At 67.6% G+C, this 21,681-nt stretch carries 24 protein-coding genes; 16 read left to right on the top strand and 8 right to left on the bottom strand.

Annotation, left to right across the window (positions count from 1 at the left end):
• The first annotated feature begins 27 nt into the window (after positions 1-27).
• Genes mshB through KIK15_RS01925 form a run of 4 tightly spaced genes read left to right on the top strand, consistent with a single transcriptional unit; the run spans position 28 to position 4,741 of the window.
• A complete protein-coding gene (gene mshB / locus KIK15_RS01940; RefSeq protein ID WP_214243201.1) occupies positions 28-876 on the top strand; it encodes an N-acetyl-1-D-myo-inositol-2-amino-2-deoxy-alpha-D-glucopyranoside deacetylase in 849 nt (282 codons plus the stop codon).
• The gene (locus tag KIK15_RS01935) at positions 873-1,262 is read left to right on the top strand and encodes a facilitated glucose transporter (protein WP_214242465.1); all 390 of its coding nucleotides are present in this window, start codon (positions 873-875) and stop codon (positions 1,260-1,262) included. The genes mshB and KIK15_RS01935 overlap by 4 nt, the downstream gene beginning before the upstream one ends.
• A gap of 47 nt (positions 1,263-1,309) precedes the next feature.
• A complete protein-coding gene (locus tag KIK15_RS01930; RefSeq protein WP_214242464.1) occupies positions 1,310-3,916 on the top strand; it encodes a bifunctional FO biosynthesis protein CofGH in 2,607 nt (868 codons plus the stop codon).
• 54 nt (positions 3,917-3,970) lie between these two features.
• Positions 3,971-4,741 carry a hypothetical protein gene (locus KIK15_RS01925; RefSeq protein WP_214242463.1) on the top strand — a complete coding sequence of 257 codons (771 nt, stop codon included), beginning with the start codon at positions 3,971-3,973 and terminating at the stop codon, positions 4,739-4,741.
• Positions 4,742-4,978: 237 nt separating this feature from the next.
• Here the strand turns inward: KIK15_RS01925 and KIK15_RS18200 are convergent, their stop codons facing one another.
• The 5 genes from KIK15_RS18200 to KIK15_RS01905 all read right to left on the bottom strand — a co-directional run bounded on the left by KIK15_RS18200 (position 4,979) and on the right by KIK15_RS01905 (position 8,092).
• Entirely contained in the window at positions 4,979-5,122 is a 144-nt protein-coding gene (locus tag KIK15_RS18200; RefSeq protein ID WP_250323890.1) for a DUF6745 domain-containing protein, read from the bottom strand.
• The gene (locus tag KIK15_RS18195; RefSeq protein ID WP_250323889.1) at positions 5,119-5,454 is read right to left on the bottom strand and encodes a hypothetical protein; all 336 of its coding nucleotides are present in this window, start codon (positions 5,452-5,454) and stop codon (positions 5,119-5,121) included. The genes KIK15_RS18200 and KIK15_RS18195 overlap by 4 nt, the downstream gene beginning before the upstream one ends.
• 231 nt (positions 5,455-5,685) lie before the next feature.
• Entirely contained in the window at positions 5,686-6,072 is a 387-nt protein-coding gene (locus KIK15_RS01915) for a rhodanese-like domain-containing protein (protein ID WP_214242462.1), read from the bottom strand.
• A 35-nt stretch (positions 6,073-6,107) separates the two neighbouring features.
• A complete protein-coding gene (locus KIK15_RS01910; RefSeq protein WP_214242461.1) occupies positions 6,108-6,647 on the bottom strand; it encodes a cysteine dioxygenase family protein in 540 nt (179 codons plus the stop codon).
• A 158-nt stretch (positions 6,648-6,805) separates the two neighbouring features.
• Positions 6,806-8,092, bottom strand: coding sequence for a NupC/NupG family nucleoside CNT transporter (locus KIK15_RS01905; RefSeq protein WP_214242460.1), 1,287 nt, complete (start codon positions 8,090-8,092; stop codon positions 6,806-6,808).
• A 219-nt stretch (positions 8,093-8,311) separates the two neighbouring features.
• Between KIK15_RS01905 and fdxA the strand changes: the two genes are divergently transcribed.
• Both fdxA and dapC read left to right on the top strand, forming a co-directional pair.
• A complete protein-coding gene (gene fdxA / locus KIK15_RS01900; protein ID WP_214242459.1) occupies positions 8,312-8,638 on the top strand; it encodes a ferredoxin in 327 nt (108 codons plus the stop codon).
• 14 nt (positions 8,639-8,652) lie between these two features.
• Positions 8,653-9,792, top strand: a complete 1,140-nt coding sequence (gene dapC, locus KIK15_RS01895; protein WP_214243200.1) for a succinyldiaminopimelate transaminase — start codon at positions 8,653-8,655, stop codon at positions 9,790-9,792.
• Positions 9,793-9,820: 28 nt separating this feature from the next.
• Here the strand turns inward: dapC and dapD are convergent, their stop codons facing one another.
• Together dapD and KIK15_RS01885 are read right to left on the bottom strand one after the other, a co-directional pair.
• Entirely contained in the window at positions 9,821-10,768 is a 948-nt protein-coding gene (gene dapD / locus KIK15_RS01890; protein ID WP_214242458.1) for a 2,3,4,5-tetrahydropyridine-2,6-dicarboxylate N-succinyltransferase, read from the bottom strand.
• A gap of 32 nt (positions 10,769-10,800) precedes the next feature.
• Positions 10,801-11,196, bottom strand: coding sequence for a VOC family protein (locus tag KIK15_RS01885; protein WP_214242457.1), 396 nt, complete (start codon positions 11,194-11,196; stop codon positions 10,801-10,803).
• Positions 11,197-11,240: 44 nt separating this feature from the next.
• Between KIK15_RS01885 and dapE the strand changes: the two genes are divergently transcribed.
• The 9 genes from dapE to KIK15_RS01840 all read left to right on the top strand — a co-directional run bounded on the left by dapE (position 11,241) and on the right by KIK15_RS01840 (position 19,205).
• A complete protein-coding gene (dapE, locus tag KIK15_RS01880; RefSeq protein WP_214242456.1) occupies positions 11,241-12,359 on the top strand; it encodes a succinyl-diaminopimelate desuccinylase in 1,119 nt (372 codons plus the stop codon).
• A 139-nt stretch (positions 12,360-12,498) separates the two neighbouring features.
• A complete protein-coding gene (locus tag KIK15_RS01875) occupies positions 12,499-13,251 on the top strand; it encodes a TIGR00730 family Rossman fold protein (RefSeq protein WP_214243199.1) in 753 nt (250 codons plus the stop codon).
• Positions 13,248-13,784 carry a TIGR00730 family Rossman fold protein gene (locus KIK15_RS01870; RefSeq protein WP_214242455.1) on the top strand — a complete coding sequence of 179 codons (537 nt, stop codon included), beginning with the start codon at positions 13,248-13,250 and terminating at the stop codon, positions 13,782-13,784. Before KIK15_RS01875 ends, KIK15_RS01870 begins: the two co-directional genes overlap by 4 nt.
• 75 nt (positions 13,785-13,859) lie before the next feature.
• The gene (locus KIK15_RS01865) at positions 13,860-15,638 is read left to right on the top strand and encodes a long-chain-acyl-CoA synthetase (protein WP_214242454.1); all 1,779 of its coding nucleotides are present in this window, start codon (positions 13,860-13,862) and stop codon (positions 15,636-15,638) included.
• A 107-nt stretch (positions 15,639-15,745) separates the two neighbouring features.
• Positions 15,746-16,558, top strand: a complete 813-nt coding sequence (gene folP / locus KIK15_RS01860; protein WP_214243198.1) for a dihydropteroate synthase — start codon at positions 15,746-15,748, stop codon at positions 16,556-16,558.
• Entirely contained in the window at positions 16,555-17,580 is a 1,026-nt protein-coding gene (locus KIK15_RS01855; RefSeq protein ID WP_214242453.1) for a glucosyl-3-phosphoglycerate synthase, read from the top strand. Before folP ends, KIK15_RS01855 begins: the two co-directional genes overlap by 4 nt.
• 78 nt (positions 17,581-17,658) lie before the next feature.
• Positions 17,659-18,000 carry a DivIVA domain-containing protein gene (locus KIK15_RS01850; RefSeq protein WP_214242452.1) on the top strand — a complete coding sequence of 114 codons (342 nt, stop codon included), beginning with the start codon at positions 17,659-17,661 and terminating at the stop codon, positions 17,998-18,000.
• A 121-nt stretch (positions 18,001-18,121) separates the two neighbouring features.
• Positions 18,122-18,292, top strand: coding sequence for a DUF3117 domain-containing protein (locus KIK15_RS01845; protein ID WP_082501978.1), 171 nt, complete (start codon positions 18,122-18,124; stop codon positions 18,290-18,292).
• Positions 18,293-18,326: 34 nt separating this feature from the next.
• The gene (locus tag KIK15_RS01840) at positions 18,327-19,205 is read left to right on the top strand and encodes a methyltransferase domain-containing protein (RefSeq protein ID WP_214242451.1); all 879 of its coding nucleotides are present in this window, start codon (positions 18,327-18,329) and stop codon (positions 19,203-19,205) included.
• Here the strand turns inward: KIK15_RS01840 and glgA are convergent.
• Positions 19,169-20,350, bottom strand: a complete 1,182-nt coding sequence (gene glgA, locus KIK15_RS01835) for a glycogen synthase (protein ID WP_214242450.1) — start codon at positions 20,348-20,350, stop codon at positions 19,169-19,171. The genes KIK15_RS01840 and glgA overlap by 37 nt on opposite strands.
• Before the next feature lie 88 nt (positions 20,351-20,438).
• On the opposite strand from glgA, the gene glgC reads away from it, so the two are divergent.
• On the top strand, positions 20,439-21,656 hold the full coding sequence (gene glgC / locus KIK15_RS01830) for a glucose-1-phosphate adenylyltransferase (protein WP_214242449.1): 1,218 nt from the start codon (positions 20,439-20,441) through the stop codon (positions 21,654-21,656).
• Positions 21,657-21,681 lie beyond the last annotated feature (25 nt).

The raw sequence follows: 21,681 nt of genomic DNA, 5'->3' as shown, positions 1-21,681 counted from the left end.
GCGGCCGACCCCGCGCCGCTGCGATTGATGGTGGTGCACGCCCACCCCGACGACGAGTCGATCATGACCGGCGGCATCATCGCCCGATATCTCGCCGAGGGTGCCGAGGTCACGGTCGTGACCTGCACGCTCGGCGAAGAGGGCGAGGTGATCGGGGCCACCTGGGCGGGCCTGGTCGCCGACGGTGGTGCCGATCAGCTCGGTGGCTACCGGGTGTTGGAACTGACGCAGGCGTTGGCGGCCCTCAGCCCAGACGACCGGCCGCTGGAACCGCTGTTCCTCGGAGGCGCCGGTCGGTGGCGAGACTCGGGGATGGCCGGTTCGCCGGCGGCCGCGCACCCGCGGGCGTTCAGCAACGCAGGCGCCGCCCCGGTTGCGGCGCTGGCCGACCTCATCGTCGAGCGGGCCCCGCAGGTGTTGATCGGTTACGACCCCGCAGGCACCTACGGTCATCCCGATCATGTGACCGTGCACCGCATCTGCGCCGAGGCCATCGCCGAGGCCACCCGCCGTGGGACGTCGGTGACCAAGCACTACTGGTCGGTCAGCGAGGACTCGGCGCTACAGGCGGGACTGGCTGCCGCCGCCGATCGCGTGCCCGCAGGGTGGCGGATGCCTGAACCCGGTGAGCTGCCGTCCTGTCCCGACTCCGAGATCACCACCGCGATCGACGTGCGCTCGGTGCTCGACCGCAAGGTCGCCGCGCTGGCCGCGCACGCCACCCAGATAACGGTGGCCCCCAGTCGCACGGAGTACGCCCTGTCCAACAACATCCTGCAGCCGGTGTTCGCCGTCGAACACCTCATCCTGGTGGCCGGAACGTCGGGACCCCTGATCGACGGGCGCGAAGTGGACGTGTTCGGGTCGGTGACGTGAAATCGATCGATCGGGTGCTGCTGGCCGCGTTGACGCTCGACGGGGCGATCGTTGCCGTGCTGAGCATCGCCTTCACCTACGTCTACGTCGGTTCGGTGCCCTTTCCCGCGGCGACTGTGATCGGCGGACTGCTGAACCTGGGGTTGGTGTGGCTGGCAGCGGCGACCACGCATGGCGCGGCCCGCTTCGCCCCGCTGGCGGCCTGGTCGGTCGTGGTGTTCGCGGCGCTTCTCGGCGGGCCCGGCGGTGACGGGGTACTGCAGGACTGGCGCATTCTGGCGTTGATCGGTTTCGGGGTGGGAGTGCCGGTGATCGCGTCCTGGTCGGGTCGGCTGCCGACGCCGACCCGCGACACCCCGCCACGTCCGGTGGTGGGGCCGCGGTGACGGGCGGCGGTCCAGGTCGGGGGCAGGTGCGCCCGGAGCCGGCTGCGATGGCGCATGATCGAGAGGTGACCGCCTACCCCACCGATCTGCCCGAGCCCGCATTCCCCGCTCGCGCCACCGCAGTCCCCGGTGACGTTGCTCCCAGCCCGTCGGCGATGCGACGCGCGCTACGACGAGCGCGCGACGGCGCGACGGTCAACCTCGACGAGGCCGCAGTGCTGCTCGCAGCGCGTGGTGACGACCTGGCCGACCTGTGCGTCAGTGCCGCCCGGGTACGCGACGCAGGTCTGATCGCCGCCGGGCGCGATCGCCAGATCACCTACTCCCGCAAGGTTTTCATCCCGCTGACCCGGCTGTGTCGTGATCGCTGCCACTACTGCACGTTCGTGACCGTGCCGGGCAAGCTCGCCCGCGAGGGCACCGGTGCGTTCCTGGAGATCGACGAGGTACTCGACATCGCGCGGCGCGGTGCCCAACTCGGTTGCAAAGAAGCGCTGTTCACCCTGGGGGACCGTCCCGAGGATCGGTGGCCGCAGGCGCAGCAGTGGCTCGACGAACGTGGCTACGACTCCACTCTGGACTACGTGCGGGCGGCGTCGATTCGGGTCCTCGAGGAGACCGGCCTGCTGCCGCACCTCAACCCCGGCGTGATGAGCTGGGAGGAGATCGCCCGTCTCAAGCCGGTGGCCCCGTCGATGGGGATGATGTTGGAGACCACCGCATCTCGGCTGTTCACCGACAAGGGGGAATGCCATTACGGCAGCCCCGACAAGGATCCCGACGTACGCAAGCGGGTACTGGTCGACGCGGGTCGGCTGTCGGTGCCGTTCACCACCGGGATCCTGGTCGGTATCGGTGAGAACCGGACCGAGCGGGCCGAGTCGCTGCTGGAGATTCGCGCCACACACAAGGCGTTCGGGCACATCCAGGAGGTGATCGTCCAGAATTTCCGGGCCAAGCCTGACACCGCGATGAGCGCCACGCCTGACGCCGACATCGACGAGTTCCTGGCCACGGTGGCGGTCGCCCGCATCCTGCTCGGCCCGGCCATGCGGATCCAGGCCCCGCCGAACCTGGTGTCGGCGAGGGAATGTGCGGCGCTGATCGGCGCCGGCGTGGACGACTGGGGCGGGGTGTCGCCCCTGACCCCTGATCACGTCAACCCCGAGCGGCCCTGGCCCAACCTCGATGCCCTCGCCGAGATCACCGCAGCCACCGGCTATGTCCTCACCGAACGTGTTGCGGCCCAGCCGCAGTACGTGTTGGCGGGTTCGCCGTGGATCGATCCTCGGCTGGCTGGGCACGTGCGGGCGCTGGCCGATCCCGACACCGGGCTGGCCGCCGATGTCATCCCGCAGGGCCGACCGTGGCAAGAACCCGACGAGGACTGGCAGTCCAGCGGGCGGGTGGATCTGCACACCGCCATCGACACCGACGGCCGCGCCACCGACACTCGCAGTGACCTCGGGAGCGCCTTCGGTAACTGGGAGACCGTGCGCGAACAGGTTCTGGCGCTCAATGATTCGGCCGCGCGTAGGGGCCCACGGTTGGACTCCGACGTAGTGAACGCGCTGCGGCACGCCGAATCCGATCCAGCGGGCTGCAGCGATGCCGACTACCTGGCGCTGGCCACGGCCGATGGTCCGGAGCTAGAAGCGCTTGTGGCGCTGGCTGATTCGTTGCGCGCATCCGTGGTCGGTGACGACGTCACCTACGTGGTGAACCGGAACATCAACTTCACCAACATCTGCTACACCGGCTGCCGCTTCTGTGCGTTCGCGCAGCGCAAAGGCGACGCCGACGCCTACACCCTCTCGGCGCAGGAGGTGGCCGACCGTGCGTGGGAGGCGCATGTGGCCGGGGCGACCGAGGTGTGCATGCAGGGCGGCATCGACCCGGAGTTGCCGGTGACCGGTTACGCCGATCTGGTGCGAGCGGTCAAGGCGCGGGTGCCCTCGATGCATGTGCATGCCTTCAGCCCCATGGAGATCGTCAACGGTGCGTCGCGATCGGGACAGAGTGTGCGCGAGTGGCTGACCGCGCTGCGCGAAGCCGGGCTGGACACCATTCCCGGCACCGCCGCCGAGATACTCGACGACGAGGTGCGCTGGGTGTTGACCAAGGGCAAGTTGCCCACCGCAACCTGGATCGACGTGGTGACCACGGCGCACGAGGTGGGTCTGCGGTCGAGCTCGACGATGATGTACGGCCACGTCGACGCACCCCATCACTGGGTGGCACACCTGAATGTGTTGCGTGGTATCCAGGATCGGACCGGTGGTTTCACCGAGTTCGTGCCGCTGCCGTTCGTGCACCAGTCCTCGCCGCTGTACCTGGCGGGTGCCTCGCGACCGGGGCCCACCCACCGTGACAATCGGGCGGTGCACGCGTTGGCGCGGGTGATGTTGCACGGTCGGATCGATCACATCCAGACCAGTTGGGTGAAGCTCGGTGATGCGGGAACCCAGGTGATGCTGCAAGGTGGGGCCAACGATCTGGGTGGCACGTTGATGGAGGAGACCATTTCGCGCATGGCCGGATCAGAACACGGGTCGGCCAAATCGGTGGCGCAGCTGCAGGCCATCGCCCACGGCATCGGACGCCCTGCCCGCGAACGCACCACCGTCCACGCGCACCGCGAGTCGGTCGCCTGAGACACACGAATCGGTTGGATCTGTGACGCTGCGCGCGTCAGGAGAGGACGAACGATGGGCCGCCGCACGATCAGCGACCACGACATCAGCTGGGTGCTCTACACCGCAACCGGCGTCATCAACCCGCTGCTGGACGTACTCGAGGACACCGACCTGCTGGGTCTGAAGAAGGCCACCTTCGCCAGGCCAGAGGCGGGGGACTCGGTGCTGGACACGGTGGCTGGGGTGTTGACCTGCGTCGTCGACCACACCGGATCGCCGGGCACGGCCACCTGGGAACGGTGGAGTCTCGATCAGCGCACCGACTGGTGGGTGTCGCGGATCGGGTCGCTGACCTCGGTGCTGGTCGCCTACCCCGGGGTGTTCGGGGCGCTGGCCAACCGGCTGCCGCTACGCGATCTGCTCGGCTTCGCCCAGCAGGCGTTCATCATCTGCGCGGTCCAGCGGGTGCACGGGGTACACGATCGGTACCTGCAGACTGATCAGCTGGTGGCCGTGCTGTGCGATCGCATCGTCGACTCGCGCCGCCTGCTGGGCAAGGCCGATGTGGAGGCCGCGCCCGAGATCGCTGCGGCCGTGGCCGCCACCGGGCGCACCCGGCCCGGTGGGGTGCGAGGTGTGATCCGGGCAGTGCGCGAGACGGTGGGTCTGTTGCGGTCGATCTCCGACGTGTTGACCAGCCGCCCCACCCCCAAGCAGCCGTGGAAGTTCCTCGGCGAGCTGCCGGTGGTGGGCGCTGTGGCCGGCTACTTCGGCGAGCGTTCGGCGTTGCGTCGCGCCACCGATTCGGTAGTCGCCTCCCTCAAGGCGCCCGTCCGCGTCTGACCGTCGAGCGTGCCGAAAACCTGCGTCGAGCGTGCCGAAAACCCGCGTCGAGTGGGCACGACTCAGTCGGCCACGAGCCGGATCGAGCCGACACCGGTGCCACGGCCACGCTCGCGCTGCCTGCCTCGATGTCCTCGATCACCTCGATCGCTCGGTGACCATCCCCGTCATCGATGGACTACAGGCCCAGGGCGACCTGATCGTGTGTCGTGAGGATGAAATGTGTTGGGCAAGAAGTCATGTCCGACGCGCCAATGCGGCGTAGTCGCCGCCACTGATGCCGTAGGTCCACCCCGCCGCCTGCAGAGCTGAGGTGGTCCACTCTGGCACCGGCAGGCCATAGCGACGACGATGACCGTCACGTTCGGCAGATCCGTTCACCACCAGCAGGATCCGTTCGCGGGCTCCCCATCCGCCATCACGCACACGTCGTCGAAGGCCCACCACCATCCGGTCGCGGCGGCGAGAGTGACCAGGACGTCGAGGATCTCGTCGTCCTGTGGTGTGAACCGTGCGCAGCTCACCCGACGCGCGATGTCGCGGTAGGCGATGTGGTGGGCTTCTTGCTGTCCGTACCAGGTGACCGCACCGAGGGGCTGCGGCAGCAGAGTGCGGATCGCGGCCGCCTCGCCGTCGTACAGGCTGGTGCGTAGCGAGTCTGAGATGCCGGTGCGGATGACCGAGGACGTGGTCGCGGGGCTGTCATGTGTCACTCGCGGTGGGTTCCCGGCCACCGGCGCATCGACCCACCTCGTCAAGCGGTGATCCTGTTGTGCAACACAGGTGTTCATGCAATCGGTGCAGAGTAAATTCGGGGGAGATGGGTCCAGCGGGCTGGACGGGTGCGGCGCTCACGCGATGGTGGCGGGATCGGCCTTTCGGGTTGTCATGGGTGCAACGATGACGCGGCGCGGCGCGGCGGGCAAGGACACGACGTCGACAGATCAGGCCGGCGGCGCGAATCCACTCTTGCGCAACGCTTCCTGGCCGCCGATCACATCGGTGGCGCGATGTAGGCCGAGATCGTGCAGGGCCGCCGCCGCCAGCGACGACGTATATCCCTGCTGGCACACGATGATCCAGCGCACGTCGTGGTCGAGCGCTTCGGGGATGCGGGCGTCGCTCGCTGGGTCGCAGCGCCACTCCAGCACGTTGCGCTCGATGACCAGGGCGCCGGGAACATCGCCCTCCTGCGCCCGCTGTGCGGCCGGCCGGATGTCGACCACAACGGCGCCGGCGGCGATTTCGGCAGGCAGTGCGTCGGCGGTGACCCGGTCCAAGCGCGACCGCGCCTGGTCGAGGATGTCGTCGATGGTGCGAGGCGTGTCCATGGTCACCCAGTGTGCACCGGAGTGTGCGCCCCGAGTCACTCCGGCTCGTCGGTGAGTTCGGTACGCACGCGCCGCAGGTTCTGCGCCGGAGTCACCTCGTAGTACGACATCGCGGTCAACGGCGGTGAGTAGGCGTGCACGCTCAGCGTCGGATCGACGGTGATCGGCGCGTTCGGGGTGCGCATCACATCGTGAACCCAGCCCAGGGGAAACGCCGCCTGATCACCGGCGTCGAGGACGCGGTCGCGCAAACCCTGAGTGGTCCAACGATATTCGGTGAGCGAGCCCGACAGTACAGTCAGTGCTCCCAGCGACCCGGCGTGATCGTGTAGTTCGGTCGAGGTGCCGGGGGTCCAGCTGATCAACCACACGTCCACGTCGTCGTCGGCGTGCAGGCGGGTGGACCATCGACGGGTCTCGTCCCACTCGTGCGGCAACACCGCATCGTGGCGTCCGTCAAGCACTTCGGCAGCGGTCTGGTCGGTGATACGCAGCAGGTCGGCGGTGCGCAGGCGGGTGGGCAGCACGCGCAGTGGAGACGACAACGGTGTGGCGGGCTCGAGGATGGCGGTCATGGCGGACTTTCGGTCGCAGGTGCGTCGGCAGCAGGTGGTCTCAGCTGCGACAGCGCCGCGAGGTCGGATGGTGGATCACGCATCCAGGGTGCGTCCGACCGACTGCCCAGAACAGGGTTGTGAGCGCAGTGATCGAAAGAGCACCCGGTGGGGTGCGGTCAGTAGATGAATCCCACGACCGTGGCGCTGATGAAGCTGACCAGGGTGGCGCCGTAGAGCAGCCGCAGACCGAACCGGGCGACCACCGCGCCCTGCTTGCGGTTGAGGCTGCGCACGGCGCCGGCGATGATGCCGATCGAGGAGAAGTTGGCGAACGACACCAGGAACGTCGACACGATGGCAACGGTGCGCGCCGAGAGGTCCTGATCGCCTTCGGTGAGCTGCAGCATGGCCACCACCTCGTTGCTGACCAGTTTGGTGGCCATGAACTTGCCTGCCTCGGTTGCCTCGTCCCACGGGATGCCGGTCAGCCAGGCCAGTGGGGCGAAGACGTGGCCGAGCACGTCTTGGAACGTGGTCCCGTTGAACAGGCCCGAGAAGATGCCGTTGAGCATGGCGATCAACGCGATGAAACCGATCAGGAAGGCCGCCACGGTGAACGCCACCCGGAAACCGTCGAGGATGTACTCGCCGAGCACCTCGAAGAACGACGGTTTGGTGGGCGCCACGTAGTCGTCATCGGAGTCGACTGCGTCGCCCTTGGTCGCATCACTCTCGGCGGCGGCGCGCTTGGAGATCGGGGCGTCCACGCCGCCGGGGTTGCGGTCGATCTCGTCGTCAGCGGGCACTGTGTACGGGTTGATCAGCGACACCACGATGAAGGCGCCGAACAGGTTCAACACGATGGCGGTGATGACGAATTTGGCGTCGATGAGCTGGATGTAGGCGCCGAGGATGGAGGCCGACACCGTCGACATGGCCGAGGCGGCGAGGGTGTACATGCGCTGAGGCGGGATGACTGGGAGCAGCTTCTTGACCGAGATGAACACCTCGGACTGACCCAGTAGGGCAGAGGCCACCGAGTTGTAGGACTCCAGCTTGCCCAAGCCGTTCACCTTTGACAGCAGAGTGCCCAGGATGGTGATCACGATGGGCAGGATCTTCGTGTACTGCAGGATTCCGATGAGGGCTGAGATGAACACGATCGGCATCAGCACCGTCAGTAGGAACGGACCGCCGTTGGGGCCGATCGTGGCGAGGTCGCCGAAGACGAACTTCGTACCCTCCCCGGCGTAGGTCAGCAGGTGACCGAACCCGTCCTTTATGCCGTTGATCACGGTCTTGCCCACCGAGGTGTGCAAGAACAGCAGCCCGAGCCCGAACTGGATGACGACCATCAGCGCGATCCATGGGAGCTTGCCGACCGCGGCTTTGCGGTTGTTGCTGGGAATCCAGGCCAGCAGCAGGAACACGAGCAGACCGAGGATCCCGACGGCGATGTGCATGCCAAGAAGTGTCGGATGTGATCGCTGCTTTTGCTCAGCAAGTCCGGATTTTCGGTCGCCCGGCGTGTCGCGGGCGCGCAGCCTTGCACCTCGGTGCGCCCCGGTTTGGCCCCATCGAGGTCGGGGACCGATACTTGTCCTTCGGGGTCCGTGGAAACGAGATCTGCCCACGACAGCGCGCGCGCCCGGCCCCGACGCGCAGGAGTGAAGGAGACCGAGTTGACGTACATCATCGCTGAGCCGTGTGTGGACCTGCTCGATCGGGCGTGCGTCGAGGAATGCCCGGTGGACTGCATCTATGAGGGTGAGCGGATGCTCTACATCCAACCCGACGAGTGTGTCGACTGCGGCGCCTGCGAACCGGTGTGCCCGGTGGAAGCCATCTTCTACGAGGACGACGTGCCCGACGAGTGGGAGCCCTACGTCAAGGCCAACGTCGACTTCTTCGACTCGCTGGGTTCGCCGGGCGGCGCGGGCAAGGTGGGCAAGACCGCTAACGACCCGGAGTTCGTGAAGAACCTCCCGCCGATGAACCACGAAGAGTGAGCCGACCGGTCGCCGTGCAGGGGGACGACCGTGGCGCGCGAGGCCGCTCCGGCCGTCGTCCGGTCAGCGCCGCACTGCCCGACTTTCCGTGGGACTCGTTGGCGCACGCCAAGACTCGCGCGCTTGCGCACCCCGACGGCATCGTCGACCTCTCGGTGGGAACCCCCGTCGACCCGGTCGACGCGCTGATTCGCGAGGCACTGGCGCACGCCTCGGATTTCTCCGGCTACCCGACCACCGCCGGCACCGAGTCGTTGCGAGAAGCTGCCGCGGCGGCGTTGACCCGCCGTTACGGGGTGATCGCGCTGGGCGCCGAGGCGGTGCTGCCGGTCATCGGCACCAAGGAGGCCATCGCCTCGGTGGTGGCAATGCTGGGCATCGGATCCGGCGACCTGGTGGTCATCCCGGAGGCGGCGTACCCCACCTACGAGGTGGGCGCGCTGCTGGCCGGTGCGCAGATCGTGCGGGCGGACTCGACCGTGGCGCTGGGACCGGCCAATCCCGCCCTGATCTTTCTCAACTCGCCGAGCAACCCGACCGGAGCGGTGCTCGGCGTCGAGCATCTGCGCAAGGTGGTCAGCTGGGCTCGCGAACGCGGGGTCATCGTCGTCTCCGACGAGTGCTATCTCGGGCTGGCGTGGGACGTCGAAGCGGTGTCCATCCTCGATCCGCGCGTCTGCGAAGGAGACCCCCGCGGACTGTTGGCGGTGCACTCACTGTCGAAGATCTCCAACCTCGCGAGCTACCGGGCCGGGTTCTTCGCAGGTGACCCGGCGTTGATCGGCGAGTTGCTGGCCGTACGCAAACACGCCGGACTCATCGTCCCGTTTCCCATCCAGGCTGCGATGACTGCGGCGCTCAACGATGACAATCACCTTGCAGCGCAACGCAAACGGTACTGCGATCGCCGAGTCGTGCTTTCCACGGCGGTGAGCCACGCCGGATTTCGGATCGACCACTCGCAGGCCGGGCTCTACCTGTGGGCGAGTCGGGACGAGGCCTGCCGCGACACCGTCGACTGGTTGGCGCAGCGGGGGATCTTGGTCGCACCGGGCGAGTTCTACGGGCCGGTCGGCGCCCAGCATGTCCGGATGGCGCTGACCGCCACCGACGAACGTATCGCCGCTGCCGCAGCGCGCCTGTCGCTGGACTGACACGCCAGCGCCAACCGCCCGCCGAGCGTCAGTCGTTGGCGTGCAGGGCGGCGTTGAGCTCGACGCCCGTGCCCTTCCACGGCACCACCTCCACCACGCCGCTGGTCGAGTTGCGCCGGAACAACAGGTTGTTCGTGCCCGACAGGTCGCGGGCCTTGACCACACTGCCGTCGGGGGCGGTGACCTTGGTGCCTGCGGTCACGTAGAGGCCGGCCTCGATCACGCAGTCGTCGCCGAGGGAGATGCCGCAGCCGGAGTTCGCACCGAGCAGGCAGCGCTGACCCAGCGAGATCACCTGCGTGCCACCGCCGGAGAGCGTGCCCATGATCGATGCGCCACCACCCACATCCGAGCCGTCGCCCACCACCACGCCCGCCGAGATCCGGCCCTCCACCATGGAGGTCCCCAGGGTGCCTGCGTTGAAGTTGACGAAACCCTCATGCATCACCGTGGTGCCTACCGCCAGGTGGGCACCGAGGCGCACGCGGTCGGCCTCGGCGATCCGAACCCCGGACGGCACAACGTAATCCACCATCCGCGGAAACTTGTCGATCCCGTAGACGGTCACCTGCCCTCGCGAACGCAGTCGCGCACGGGTGGTCTCGAAACCCTCCACCGCGCACGGGCCGTGATTGGTCCACACCACATTGGTCAGCAGTCCGAAGACCCCGTCCATGTTTGCCCCGTGCGGGGCGATGAGGCGGTGCGAGAGCAGGTGCAGCCGCAGGTAGGCGTCATGTGCGTCGATCGGTGCGTCGGCGAGATCAACGATCTCGGTGCGTACCGCCACCGTCGAGACCGCGCGGGCCGAGTCGCTGCCCACCAGATCGGCGAGTTCGGCGGGGATGTCGTCACCGTCGAGCCGGGTGGTCCCCGCCGCGCCGGAACCGGTCAGTTCGGGTGCGGGATACCAGGTGTCGAGCACCTGGCCGGTGTCGGTGATGGTGGCGATTCCGATTGCTGATGCGGCAGTCACGGTTGTCGACTGTACCGGGATGGTCCGGTCGCTCAGTCCAGTGCTGCGAACAGGTCGACCGGGTTGCCATCGGGGTCGGCCACGATTGCGTACCGCTGACCCCAGAACGCATCGAAAGGCGCCATCTCGCTGTGGTGTCCGGCGGCGACCAACTGCTGGTGCAGCGCATCAACCTCCGTGGGCCGGCCGCAGTCGAGCGCCAATGCGGCGCGGTGGCCGCCCTTGGGTGCCTGCCACCCCGGCTGAAACGATCGGATCACCTCGACCGTGTCGAACATCAGTCGAAAGCCGCCGGGCAGAACCGATTCCGCATGCGGCTGGGCATCGGCCGAGGCCGGTGTGTCCACCCCACACATCCGGTAGAAGGCCAAGGCACGGGCCATGTCGGTGACCACGATCGACAATCCGGCAACGCGGGGCTGGGGCATGATCGCCAGCCTAGGATTCCCACGCTGCACTAGCGTGAGATTCCATGAGCCCGCTTGTCCTCGACCTGAGCGCTGATCCGATCGACCTGACCGCGGCGCTGGTCGACATCGCCAGCGAGTCGCACGACGAGGCGCGCATCGCCGATGCCGTTGAACACGCCCTACGAACCCAGACCACCGGGTTCGAGGTACTGCGCGACGGCAATCGGGTGCTGGCGCGGACGAATCGCGGACTGCCCTCCCGGGTCATCCTGGCCGGGCACCTCGACACCGTCCCCATCGCCGACAACGTCCCGAGCCATCGCACCACCGATCCTCTCGACGGTGAGGTGCTGCACGGCTGCGGCACCGTCGACATGAAGTCCGGTGACGCGGTGTTCTTGCACCTGGCCGCCACGATGACCGACGTGGCCCACGACCTGACACTGATCTTCTACGACTGCGAGGAGATCGCTGCGGTCCACAACGGTCTCGGCGTCATCGAGCGGGAACGTCCCGAGTGGCTCCGGGGCGACGTGGCGATCCTCGGTGAGCCCACCGGCGGGCAGATCGAGGCGGGGTGTCAGGGCACCATGCGGATTCGTCTGTCGACCACCGGGGTGCGGGCGCACTCGGCGCGAGCGTGGATGGGGGACAACGCCATCCACAAACTCGGCGGCGTATTGGCAACGTTGGCCGCCTACGAACCACGCCGGGTGGACATCGACGGCTGTGAGTACCGCGAGGGGCTTTCGGCGGTGTCGGTGGCCGGTGGGGTGGCCGGCAACGTCATCCCCGACGAGGCCGCTGTCGACGTCAACTTCCGGTACGCACCAGATCGGTCCGAAGCCGATGCGCAGGCGCACCTGCGAGAGGTGTTCGCCGAGCATCTCGAGGGCGGCGTGGTGACGATGGAGGTCACCGACTCGGCGCCCGGTGCGCTGCCCGGGCTGACGCAACCCGCTGCCGCCGCGCTGGTGGCTGTGGCCGACAACAGATTTCGGGCCAAGTTCGGGTGGACTGATGTGGCCCGGTTCGCCGCTCTCGGGATCCCAGCGGTCAACCTCGGACCTGGTGATCCGAGCCTGGCGCACAAGCGTGACGAGCGGGTGCCCACAGCACAGATCACCGAGGTGACGCAGATGCTGCGTCGCTATCTGGCCACCCCGCCCACGCCGGCCTGAACGCCCGGCCGAGGCCCCGGGGTCGGTCGACTACCGTCGTGGCGTGTCCTCCGACGAACACCAGAACGCCACGTACGCCTCGCATGACGACCCGCTTTGCTACTCCGGGCCCACCCGGTTTCGCGCCGACCCCCGGCGCATGGAACTGACCACCGATCGGCGACTGCTCGACACGGTGGCCGTGACCGCGCAGGCCGAGGCTCGCCGGCACGCCAACCATGTCGACCATGATCCCTGGCGGGTGTTGCGCATCCAGTCCGAGTTCGTGGCCGGATTCGACGCGATGGCCGAGGTGACAAGGGCCGTAAGCGTTTTCGGATCAGCGCGCATCCCCCACGACAGCCCGGTGTACGCCCAGGGCGTGGAGCTCGGAGCCGCACTGGTGCGCGCCGGGTACGCGGTCATCACCGGCGGCGGGCCTGGGATCATGGAGGCCGCCAACCGGGGCGCAGCCGACGCGGGTGGCCACTCCATCGGACTGGGAATCGAGTTGCCGTTCGAGCAGAGCCTCAACGAATGGGTGGACCTCGGCGTCAACTTCCGCTACTTCTTCGCCCGCAAGACGATGTTCGTCAAGTACGCCCAAGCCTTCATCTGTCTGCCCGGTGGGTTCGGGACGATGGATGAACTTTTCGAGGCGCTCACTCTGGTGCAGACGCGCAAGGTGACCCGGTTCCCGATCGTGCTCATCGGGGTGGACTTCTGGTCGGGACTTCTCGACTGGATCTCCACGTCGATGGTCGCCGCGGGCACCGTCTCGCGATCCGACGTCGCCCTGGTGCAGGTGACCGACAGCGTGGACGAGGCGGTGGCCATCGTCGTGGAGTCCGAAGCCGCGCGTGCCCGCGCCGAGGAGGCTGCGCGAGCCGAGGCGGTCGAGGGCACCCGATGAGTGCGATCTGCGTCTACTGCGCATCGGGTCCGGTCGAGGAGCGCTACCTGAGGTTGGCGCAGCAGGTCGGCGAGGCGCTTGGAGCGGCGGGACACACCCTGGTCTCCGGGGGCGGCAACGTGTCGATGATGGGCGCGGTGGCGCGAGCGACTCGATCGGCAGGCGGGCACACTGTCGGCATCATCCCGACCGCGCTGGTCGAACGCGAGGTGGCCGACATCGACGCCGACGAGTTGGTGGTCACCGACACCATGCGGCAGCGCAAACAGCAGATGGACGACCGTGCCGACGGCTTCATCACGCTGCCCGGAGGGATCGGCACCCTCGAGGAACTGTTCGAGACCTGGACCGGCGGGTACCTGGGCATGCACGACAAGCCGGTGATCCTGCTCGACCCGTTCGGGTTCTATCGACCTCTACTCGAGTGGTTGGCTCAGCTCCGAGAGGCGGGGTTCGTGTCGTCGGCAGCGCTGCAGCGACTGGTGGTGGTCGAATCGGTGGACCACGCGGTCACCCTGGCCGCCGGCGGGTAACACGGTGCGGTCACCCGGAGACATTGCCCAAGGCGGTAACCTCCGTCGCGATCAACCATAGGCAAGGGAGCATGAGTGACTACTGAAACCCGACGTAGCGTCGGCGTGACCGAACTCGCGAAGGGCGTCATCGGCTTGGCTCCCGACCTACCTGCGATCGTCAAGCACGCGCCCGGCCTGCTGACTCGCAAGCCGACGGCGACCACCACCATGGGCGCGGTGTTCGCCCACCGCGCCGCGAAGCATCCAGAGCGCCCGTTCATTCGGTTCGAGGGTCGTTCGCTCTCGTACGGAGAATGCAATCGGCGGGTCAACCGGTACGCGTCGTTGTTGGAGTCCAAAGGGATCCGGACCGGCGACGTGGTCGCGATCCTGGCCAAGAACGATCCGACGACGCTGCTGGCCATGCTCGCCACCGTCAAGCTCGGGGCCGTGGCCGGGATGATCAACTACAACCAGCGCGGCCACGTGCTCGAGCACAGCTTCTCGATCCTCGGCTCGAACGTGTTGATCCTCGATCCAGGCGCCCGCGAGGCGCTGGACTCCGTGGGTCCCGAATCGGTGCCGGCCGAGGTGCTCGACTTCGATGCGCTTGATGCGCAGTCGACCGGGCTGTCGGAGGACAACCCCGCCGTCACCGCGACCTTGCCCGCGAAGACGGTGGCGTTCTACATCTTCACCTCCGGCACCACCGGGTTGCCCAAGGCCAGCGTCATGTCGCATTTCCGGTGGCTGGCCAACATGTCCGGCATCGGTGGCATGGGCGTGCGGTTGCGCCGCGACGACACCATGTACGTGTCGCTGCCGCTCTACCACAACAACGCGCTGTCGGTGTCGCTCGGAGCGGTCCTCGGGTCAGGGGCCTGCATGGCGATCGGACGACAGTTCTCGGCGTCGCGGTTCTGGGACGAGGTCATCACCAACCGGGCCACCGCGTTCTGCTACATCGGCGAGATCTGCCGCTACCTGCTGGCCCAACCGGCCAAACCGACCGACCGCGCCCACGATGTACGCATCGCGGTGGGCAACGGGATGCGCGCGGAGATCTGGGACGAATTCACCGAGCGATTCGGCATCGAGCGAGTTGTCGAGTTCTACTCCGCCAGTGAGGCCAACCTCGCGTTCATCAACGTCTTCAACGTCGACCGCACCGCCGGGTTCTCGCCGCTGCCCTACAAGATCGTCGAGTACGACGGCGAGACCGGTGGCCCGCTGCGCGGCAGCGACGGCCGGGTGCGGGTGGTGCGCAAAGGCGAGCCGGGCCTGCTGATCTCCGAGATCAATGAGCACGTGCCGTTCGACGGCTACACCGACGCCGAGGCGACCGCCAAGAAGGTCGTCACCAACGCGTTCAAGGACGGCGATCGCTGGTTCAACACCGGCGACCTGGTGCGCGACCAAGGCTTCTCTCATGTCGCGTTCGTCGACCGGCTCGGCGACACGTTCCGCTGGAAGGGCGAGAACGTGGCCACCACCGAGGTCGAGGGCGCCTTGGATTCGGCGTCGGCGGTCAATCAGTCGGTGGTCTACGGCGTGGAGGTACCCGGGTGTGACGGCAAGGCCGGCATGGCGGCGGTCACCATCGCCGAGGGCACCGAACTCGACGGGCAGCAGCTCGCGGCCCAGCTCTATGCATCGCTGCCCAACTACGCGGTCCCGCTGTTCGTGCGCATCGTCGACCAACTCGAGCAGACCTCCACCTTCAAGACCATGAAGGTGGAACTGCGCGAACAGGGCTACACCGCGGTGGGCTCCGATCCGCTGTACGTACTGGCTGGGCGGAGCAAGGGATACGTGCCGTTCTACCCCGAGTATCCGAGCGACGTCGCCGAGGCCAGGGCGCCGCGCAACTGAGCGGTCGTGCTGTAGGCGACCGCTACGGTTGAGGTGTGACGACATCACTGCCGAGCCGGCTGCCCACTCTGTGCGGACGTCCGGTCGACTCCGGACGGGCGCTGGTCATGGCGATCGTCAACCGCACGCCCGACTCGTTCTACGACCGGGGTGCCAGCTTCACCGACGAGGCCGCGATGCAGCGGGTGCATCAGGTGGTGGCCGAGGGCGCCGACCTCGTCGACGTGGGCGGGGTCAAGGCCGGCCCCGGCGTGGTGGTCGACACCGCCGAGGAGATCGACCGGGTGGTCCCGTTCATCGAGTGGGTCCGTACCGCCTACCCGGATCTGATCATCAGCGTCGACACCTGGCGGGCCGAGGTGGCCCGCGTGGCGTGTGGTGTCGGTGCCGACCTGGTGAACGACACCTGGGCCGGACACGACCCCGAGCTGGTGGTGGCGGCCGCCGAATGCGGTGCGGGCATCGTGTGTTCGCACACCGGGGGCGCCATGCCGCGTACTCGTCCGCATCGGGTTCGCTACCACGACGTCGTCGCCGAGGTGGTCCGCGAGGTCACCGCAGCCGCGCAGCGGGCCCGCGAGGTCGGGGTGGCACCGGACTCAATCCTCATCGACCCCACCCACGACTTCGGGAAAAACACCCATCACGGGCTCGCCTTGTTACGCCACGTGAACAATCTCGTTAATACGGGCTGGCCGGTGCTGATGGCGCTGAGCAACAAGGATTTCATCGGCGAGACTCTGGGGGTAGGCCTGGAAGAACGGTTGGAAGGCACCTTGGCCGCGACAGCACTGGCAGCCCAGCAGGGGGCTCGAGTGTTCCGCGTCCACCAGGTGGCAGCCACCCGTCGGGTGGTCGACATGGTCGCCGCGATCGCGGGGACCAGACCGCCTGAACGAACAGTCAGGGGACTCGCATGACCAGTCACAGCTCGTCCGCCCACAACCCGTCGGTCTCGGCACCCCGACGCGGCACGCAGATCTGGCCCGCTCCGGCGGCCACCGACGCCGACCAGTGGTCGGTGTCGCACACCTTCGAGCAACCCACCTGGACCGTCGACGAGCTGGTGGCCGCCAAACGTGGCCGCACCGTGTCGGTGGTGCTGCCCGCCCTTGACGAGGAAGAGACCGTCGGCGACGTGATCGCCTCGATCAAACCGTTGTTGGGCACCCTCGTCGACGAGCTGATCGTGTTGGACTCCGGTTCGACCGACGCCACCGCCGAGGTGGCCACCGCGGCCGGCGCCCGGGTCGTCAGCCGGGAGCAGGCCGTACCGGAACTCTCACCGGTCAAGGGCAAAGGCGAGGTGCTGTGGCGTTCCATCGCCGCCACCACCGGCGACCTCATCGCCTTCGTCGACTCCGACCTGATCGATCCTGATCCGATGTTCGTGCCCAAACTGCTGGGCCCGTTGCTGGTCAACGACGAGATCCAGCTGGTCAAGGGCTACTACCGGCGGCCGCTGCGCACCGGCGGCGCCCAGGATCCCAACGGCGGCGGCCGCGTCACCGAGTTGGTCGCCCGACCCCTGTTGGCCTCGCTCAAGCCGGAGCTGACCGCAGTCCTGCAACCGCTGGGCGGCGAGTACGCAGGGACCCGTGAGCTGCTGGCCGCAGTGCCCTTCGCACCCGGGTACGGCGTCGAGATCGGTCTGCTGGTCGACACGTTCGACCGGTACGGGATGGCCGGGATCGGACAGGTCAACCTGGGCGTGCGGACTCACCGCAACCGTCCACTCATCGAGCTCGGCGTCATGAGCAGGCAGATCGTGGGCACCCTGATGCGGCGCTGCGGGATCGTCGACTCGGGGGTGGGGCTGACGCAGTTCACCGCCGAGAGCGACGGCTCGTTCACACCCCACACGACCGAGGTGTATCTCACCGATCGTCCGGCGATGGACACGCTACGACCGCGGGTACCCACCTCCGTGCGCGCTTCCTGACCCACCTCGCGGTCGGTCTACGGTGCGCCGCCGCCGTGCCCGACCTGTCCGGTCGGTCTGATCTGCGATGATCGAGGCGTGCTGACACTGCTGCTGTACTTGCTGGTCATGGTCGCCGTGGTGGCGTTGGTCTTCACGGTGGCGTGGTTTGTGTTCGGCCGCGGCGAAGAACTGCCGCCGACACCGCGCGGAACCACGTTGACCCGGCTCCCGCGGGCGGGCATCACCGGCGCGGATGTGCGTTCGGTGCGCTTGGCGGTGGTGCTGCGCGGCTACAAACAGTCCGAGGTGGATTGGGTGCTGGAGAAGTTGGCGCGCGAGATCGACGAGCTGCGCACCGTGGTGGGCGACCTGCAGGGGCGTGATGCGAACGACTTCTCGCTTCCGGAAAAGGATGGAACGCAGCCCGAGGTCCGGTGACCCGTATCATGGTCGTTGTTGAATCGAGTCCTGGTCGTTGCTGTCCCCAGAGGCATTGACACCTGACCACTAGAATCAGGCGGCGCCCGCATGCGGCGACGGTCTGAAAGGAGCACTTGACATGGCGGCGATGAAGCCACGGACCGGCGATGGACCCCTCGAAGCAGCCAAGGAGGGTCGCGGGATCGTTGTGCGTATCCCCATCGAAGGCGGTGGCCGCCTTGTCGTGGAACTGACTGCCGACGAGGCCGCAGCCCTCGGTGAGGAACTGCGCGGCGTCGTAGCCGGCTGATCGGGATCCTCGTGGGATCGCCGCCGGTCAGCTGATGCTGTCGACGATCCTGGATCTGCTGGCCTGTCCCGTCTGCCACGGGCAGCTGTATCCCGACGGGGACGACGGGGGCGAGCTGCCGGGCCGTGGGCTGCACGGGTTGTTGTGCGATCGCGGGCATTTGTTCGATGTCGCCCGGCAGGGCTATGTGTCGTTGCTCTCCGGGCACAATCCGGCCTTGAGGTCGGATACCTCCGAGATGGTGTCGGCGCGCGAGCGGGTGCTCGGCGCCCGACACTACGGCGACATCGATGCCGCCGTGGTGGCGGCCGGGGTGGGCCGGGTGTTCCTCGACGTCGGTGCCGGAACGGGTCACTACCTGCAGCGCTGCGTTTCATCGGGTGCTCCGTCGGCGCGCGGCGTGGGCCTGGACCTGTCGAAGACCTGCGCGCGAGCTATGGCCCGGGCCCATCCGCGGATCGGGGCGGTCGTGGCCGACGCCTGGAAGCGACTCCCGATCGCCGATTCCTGCGTGGACACCGTCCTGAGTGTCTTCGCCCCGCGCAACGTGGCCGAGTTCGCCCGAGTGCTGGCCCCGGGCGGGGTGCTGGTGGTGGTCTCACCGACCCCGCGTCACCTCGCCGAGTTGATCGACCCGATGGGGATGATCGGGGTGGATCCGGGCAAACCCGAGCGCATCGGCAACAGTTTCGCGGGCACGTTTGTGCGCACCGAACGCACCCTGGTGGAGTTCGTCATCTCCGTCGACCGCGACACCGCGAAGGATCTGGTCGCCATGGGGCCCTCAGCCCACCATCTCACGGCGGACGAGATCACCGCTCGTGCTGCAGAACTCGAGGACACGATGGATGTCACCGCGTCGGTGACCGTGTGCAGCTACCGAGTCGCCGACGATCCGAGTGCGCTGCGGTAGACCGCCATGGTCTGCTCGGCGATGGACTCCCAGGAGAACTCGGCGATCGCCCGTTCACGGCCCGCCCGTCCCATCGCTTTCGCCGAATCTGGTTCGGCAACAACGCGATTCACTGCCTCGGTGAGATCGCGTTCGAAGCCGGTCGGGTCCGACTCGTCGTAGTGCACCAGGGCTCCGGTGACGCCGTCGACGACGACCTCGGGGATGCCTCCGACATCGGAGGCGACCACGGCCGTGCCGCACGCCATGGCCTCGAGGTTGACGATACCGAGTGGCTCGTAGATGGATGGACACACAAAAACTGTTGCTGCGCTGAGGATCTCGCGTACGCGAGGTAGTGGGAGCATCTGCTGGACCCAGTGCACCCCGGCGCGGGTCGCTGACAGCTCGGCAACGGCAGCCGCGATCTGTGCGCCGATCTCCGGGGTGTCGGGGGCACCCGCACACAACACCAGCTGCAGGTCGGGGTGAAAGCCATGGGCCGCGGCCACCAGGTGCGCCACGCCTTTTTGCCGGGTGATGCGGCCCACGAAGGCGGCCACCGGCCGGTCAGGATCGACGCCGAGGGTCGTCAACGCCGATTCCGGACCGAACGGATCGATGACGGGGGACCAGGCATTCGTGTCGATTCCATTGCGCACCACGTGGACTCGAGACGGGTCCAGGCGTGGGTAGGCGTCACAGACGTCGGCTCGCATCCCGGCGCTGACCGCGATCACCGCGTCGGCGTGTTCGACGGCGGTGCGCTCAGACCAACTCGAGATGCGATAGCCACCGCCGAGTTGCTCGGCTTTCCAGGGCCGCCGGGGTTCCAACGAATGCGCGGTCAGCACATGCGGCACCCCGTACAGCTCGGCGGCCAGATGTCCGGCCAGCCCCGTGTACCAGGTGTGGGAGTGCACGATGTCGGCCGCCGACGCACCGGCCACCATCCGCAGCTCGCTGGACAAGGTGGTCAGGGCGGCGTTGGCGCCGTCGAGGGCCGGATCGGGGACGTAGACCGCCACCCCGTCACGCGGTGCGCCCATGCAGTGGACATCGACCGAGGCCAGCGAGGCCAGGTGTCGAACCAACTCGGTGACGTGGACTCCTGCGCCTCCGTACACCTCCGGCGGGTATTCGCGCGTCATCATCGCCACTCGCATCACTCGACGCTAGTCCCGGGCGATGCTCTGCGCCAAGCAAAGTGGCCAACCTGTGGCCACGAATGCCTGCGGCGGATAGGTTGGCAGGGTGAGATCACAGCCGCACGTGCTCGGGATCGTGCTCGCCGGCGGCGAGGGAAAACGCCTCTACCCCTTGACGATGGATCGGGCCAAGCCGGCCGTGCCGTTCGGCGGCGCATACCGATTGATCGACTTCGTGCTGAGCAACCTGGTCAACGCCGGATACCAACGACTGTGCGTCCTGACCCAGTACAAGTCGCATTCACTGGACCGACACATCTCGCAGACCTGGCGGATGTCGGGTTTCAACGGCGAATACATCACCCCGGTGCCCGCGCAGCAGCGGCTGGGGCCGCGCTGGTACACCGGAAGCGCGGATGCGATCTTCCAATCACTCAATCTCGTCTACGACGAGGAACCCGACTACATCGTCGTCTTCGGCGCCGACCACGTGTACCGCATGGATCCCGAACAGATGGTCGACGCCCACATCGCCTCGGGCGCTGCGGTCACCGTGGCCGGCATTCGGGTGCCCCGCAGCGAGGCCACCGCGTTCGGATGCATCGACTCCGACGAATCCGGGCTCATCACCGGGTTTCTGGAGAAGCCGAAGGATCCGCCCGGAACGCCCGATGACCCCGAGGCCACGTTCGCCTCGATGGGCAACTATGTGTTCACCACCTCGGCGCTGGTGGAGGCGATCCGCGCCGACTCCGAGGACAGCGACTCCGACCACGACATGGGTGGCGACATCATCCCGGCCTTCGTCGCACGTCGCGAGGCCTTTGTCTACGATTTCGCCGACAACGAGGTCCCCGGGGCCACCGAACGCGACAAAGGCTACTGGCGCGACGTGGGGACCCTCGACGCCTTCTACGACGCCCACATGGACCTGGTGTCGGTGCACCCGGTGTTCAACCTCTACAACCGACGCTGGCCCATTCGCGGGGCCGCAGAGAACCTGGCCCCGGCGAAATTCGTACACGGTGGGCTGGCCCAGGAGTCGGTGGTGGGTGCGGGCTCGATCATCTCGGCTGCGACGGTGCGCAATTCGGTGCTCAGCTCGAACGTGATCATCGAGGAGGGGGCCACCGTGGAGGGCAGTGTCCTGATGCCCGGCGTACGCATCGGCCGGGGTGCGGTGGTACGCAAGGCCATCTTGGACAAGAACGTCGTCGTGGGTCCGGGGGAGATCCTCGGGGTGGAACCCGAGCGGGATCGAGCCCGGTTCGCCATCAGCGCCGGTGGCGTGGTGGCCGTCGGCAAGGGCATCCGCCTGGGTTGAGTGGGGCCGGCGCCACCCCGAACGC

This window comes from Williamsia sp. CHRR-6, from assembly GCF_018474015.1.
Lineage (GTDB): Bacteria > Actinomycetota > Actinomycetes > Mycobacteriales > Mycobacteriaceae > Williamsia_A.
Note: the sequence above shows the minus strand (reverse complement) of the source record. Positions and strands in the feature narration are given on the sequence as shown.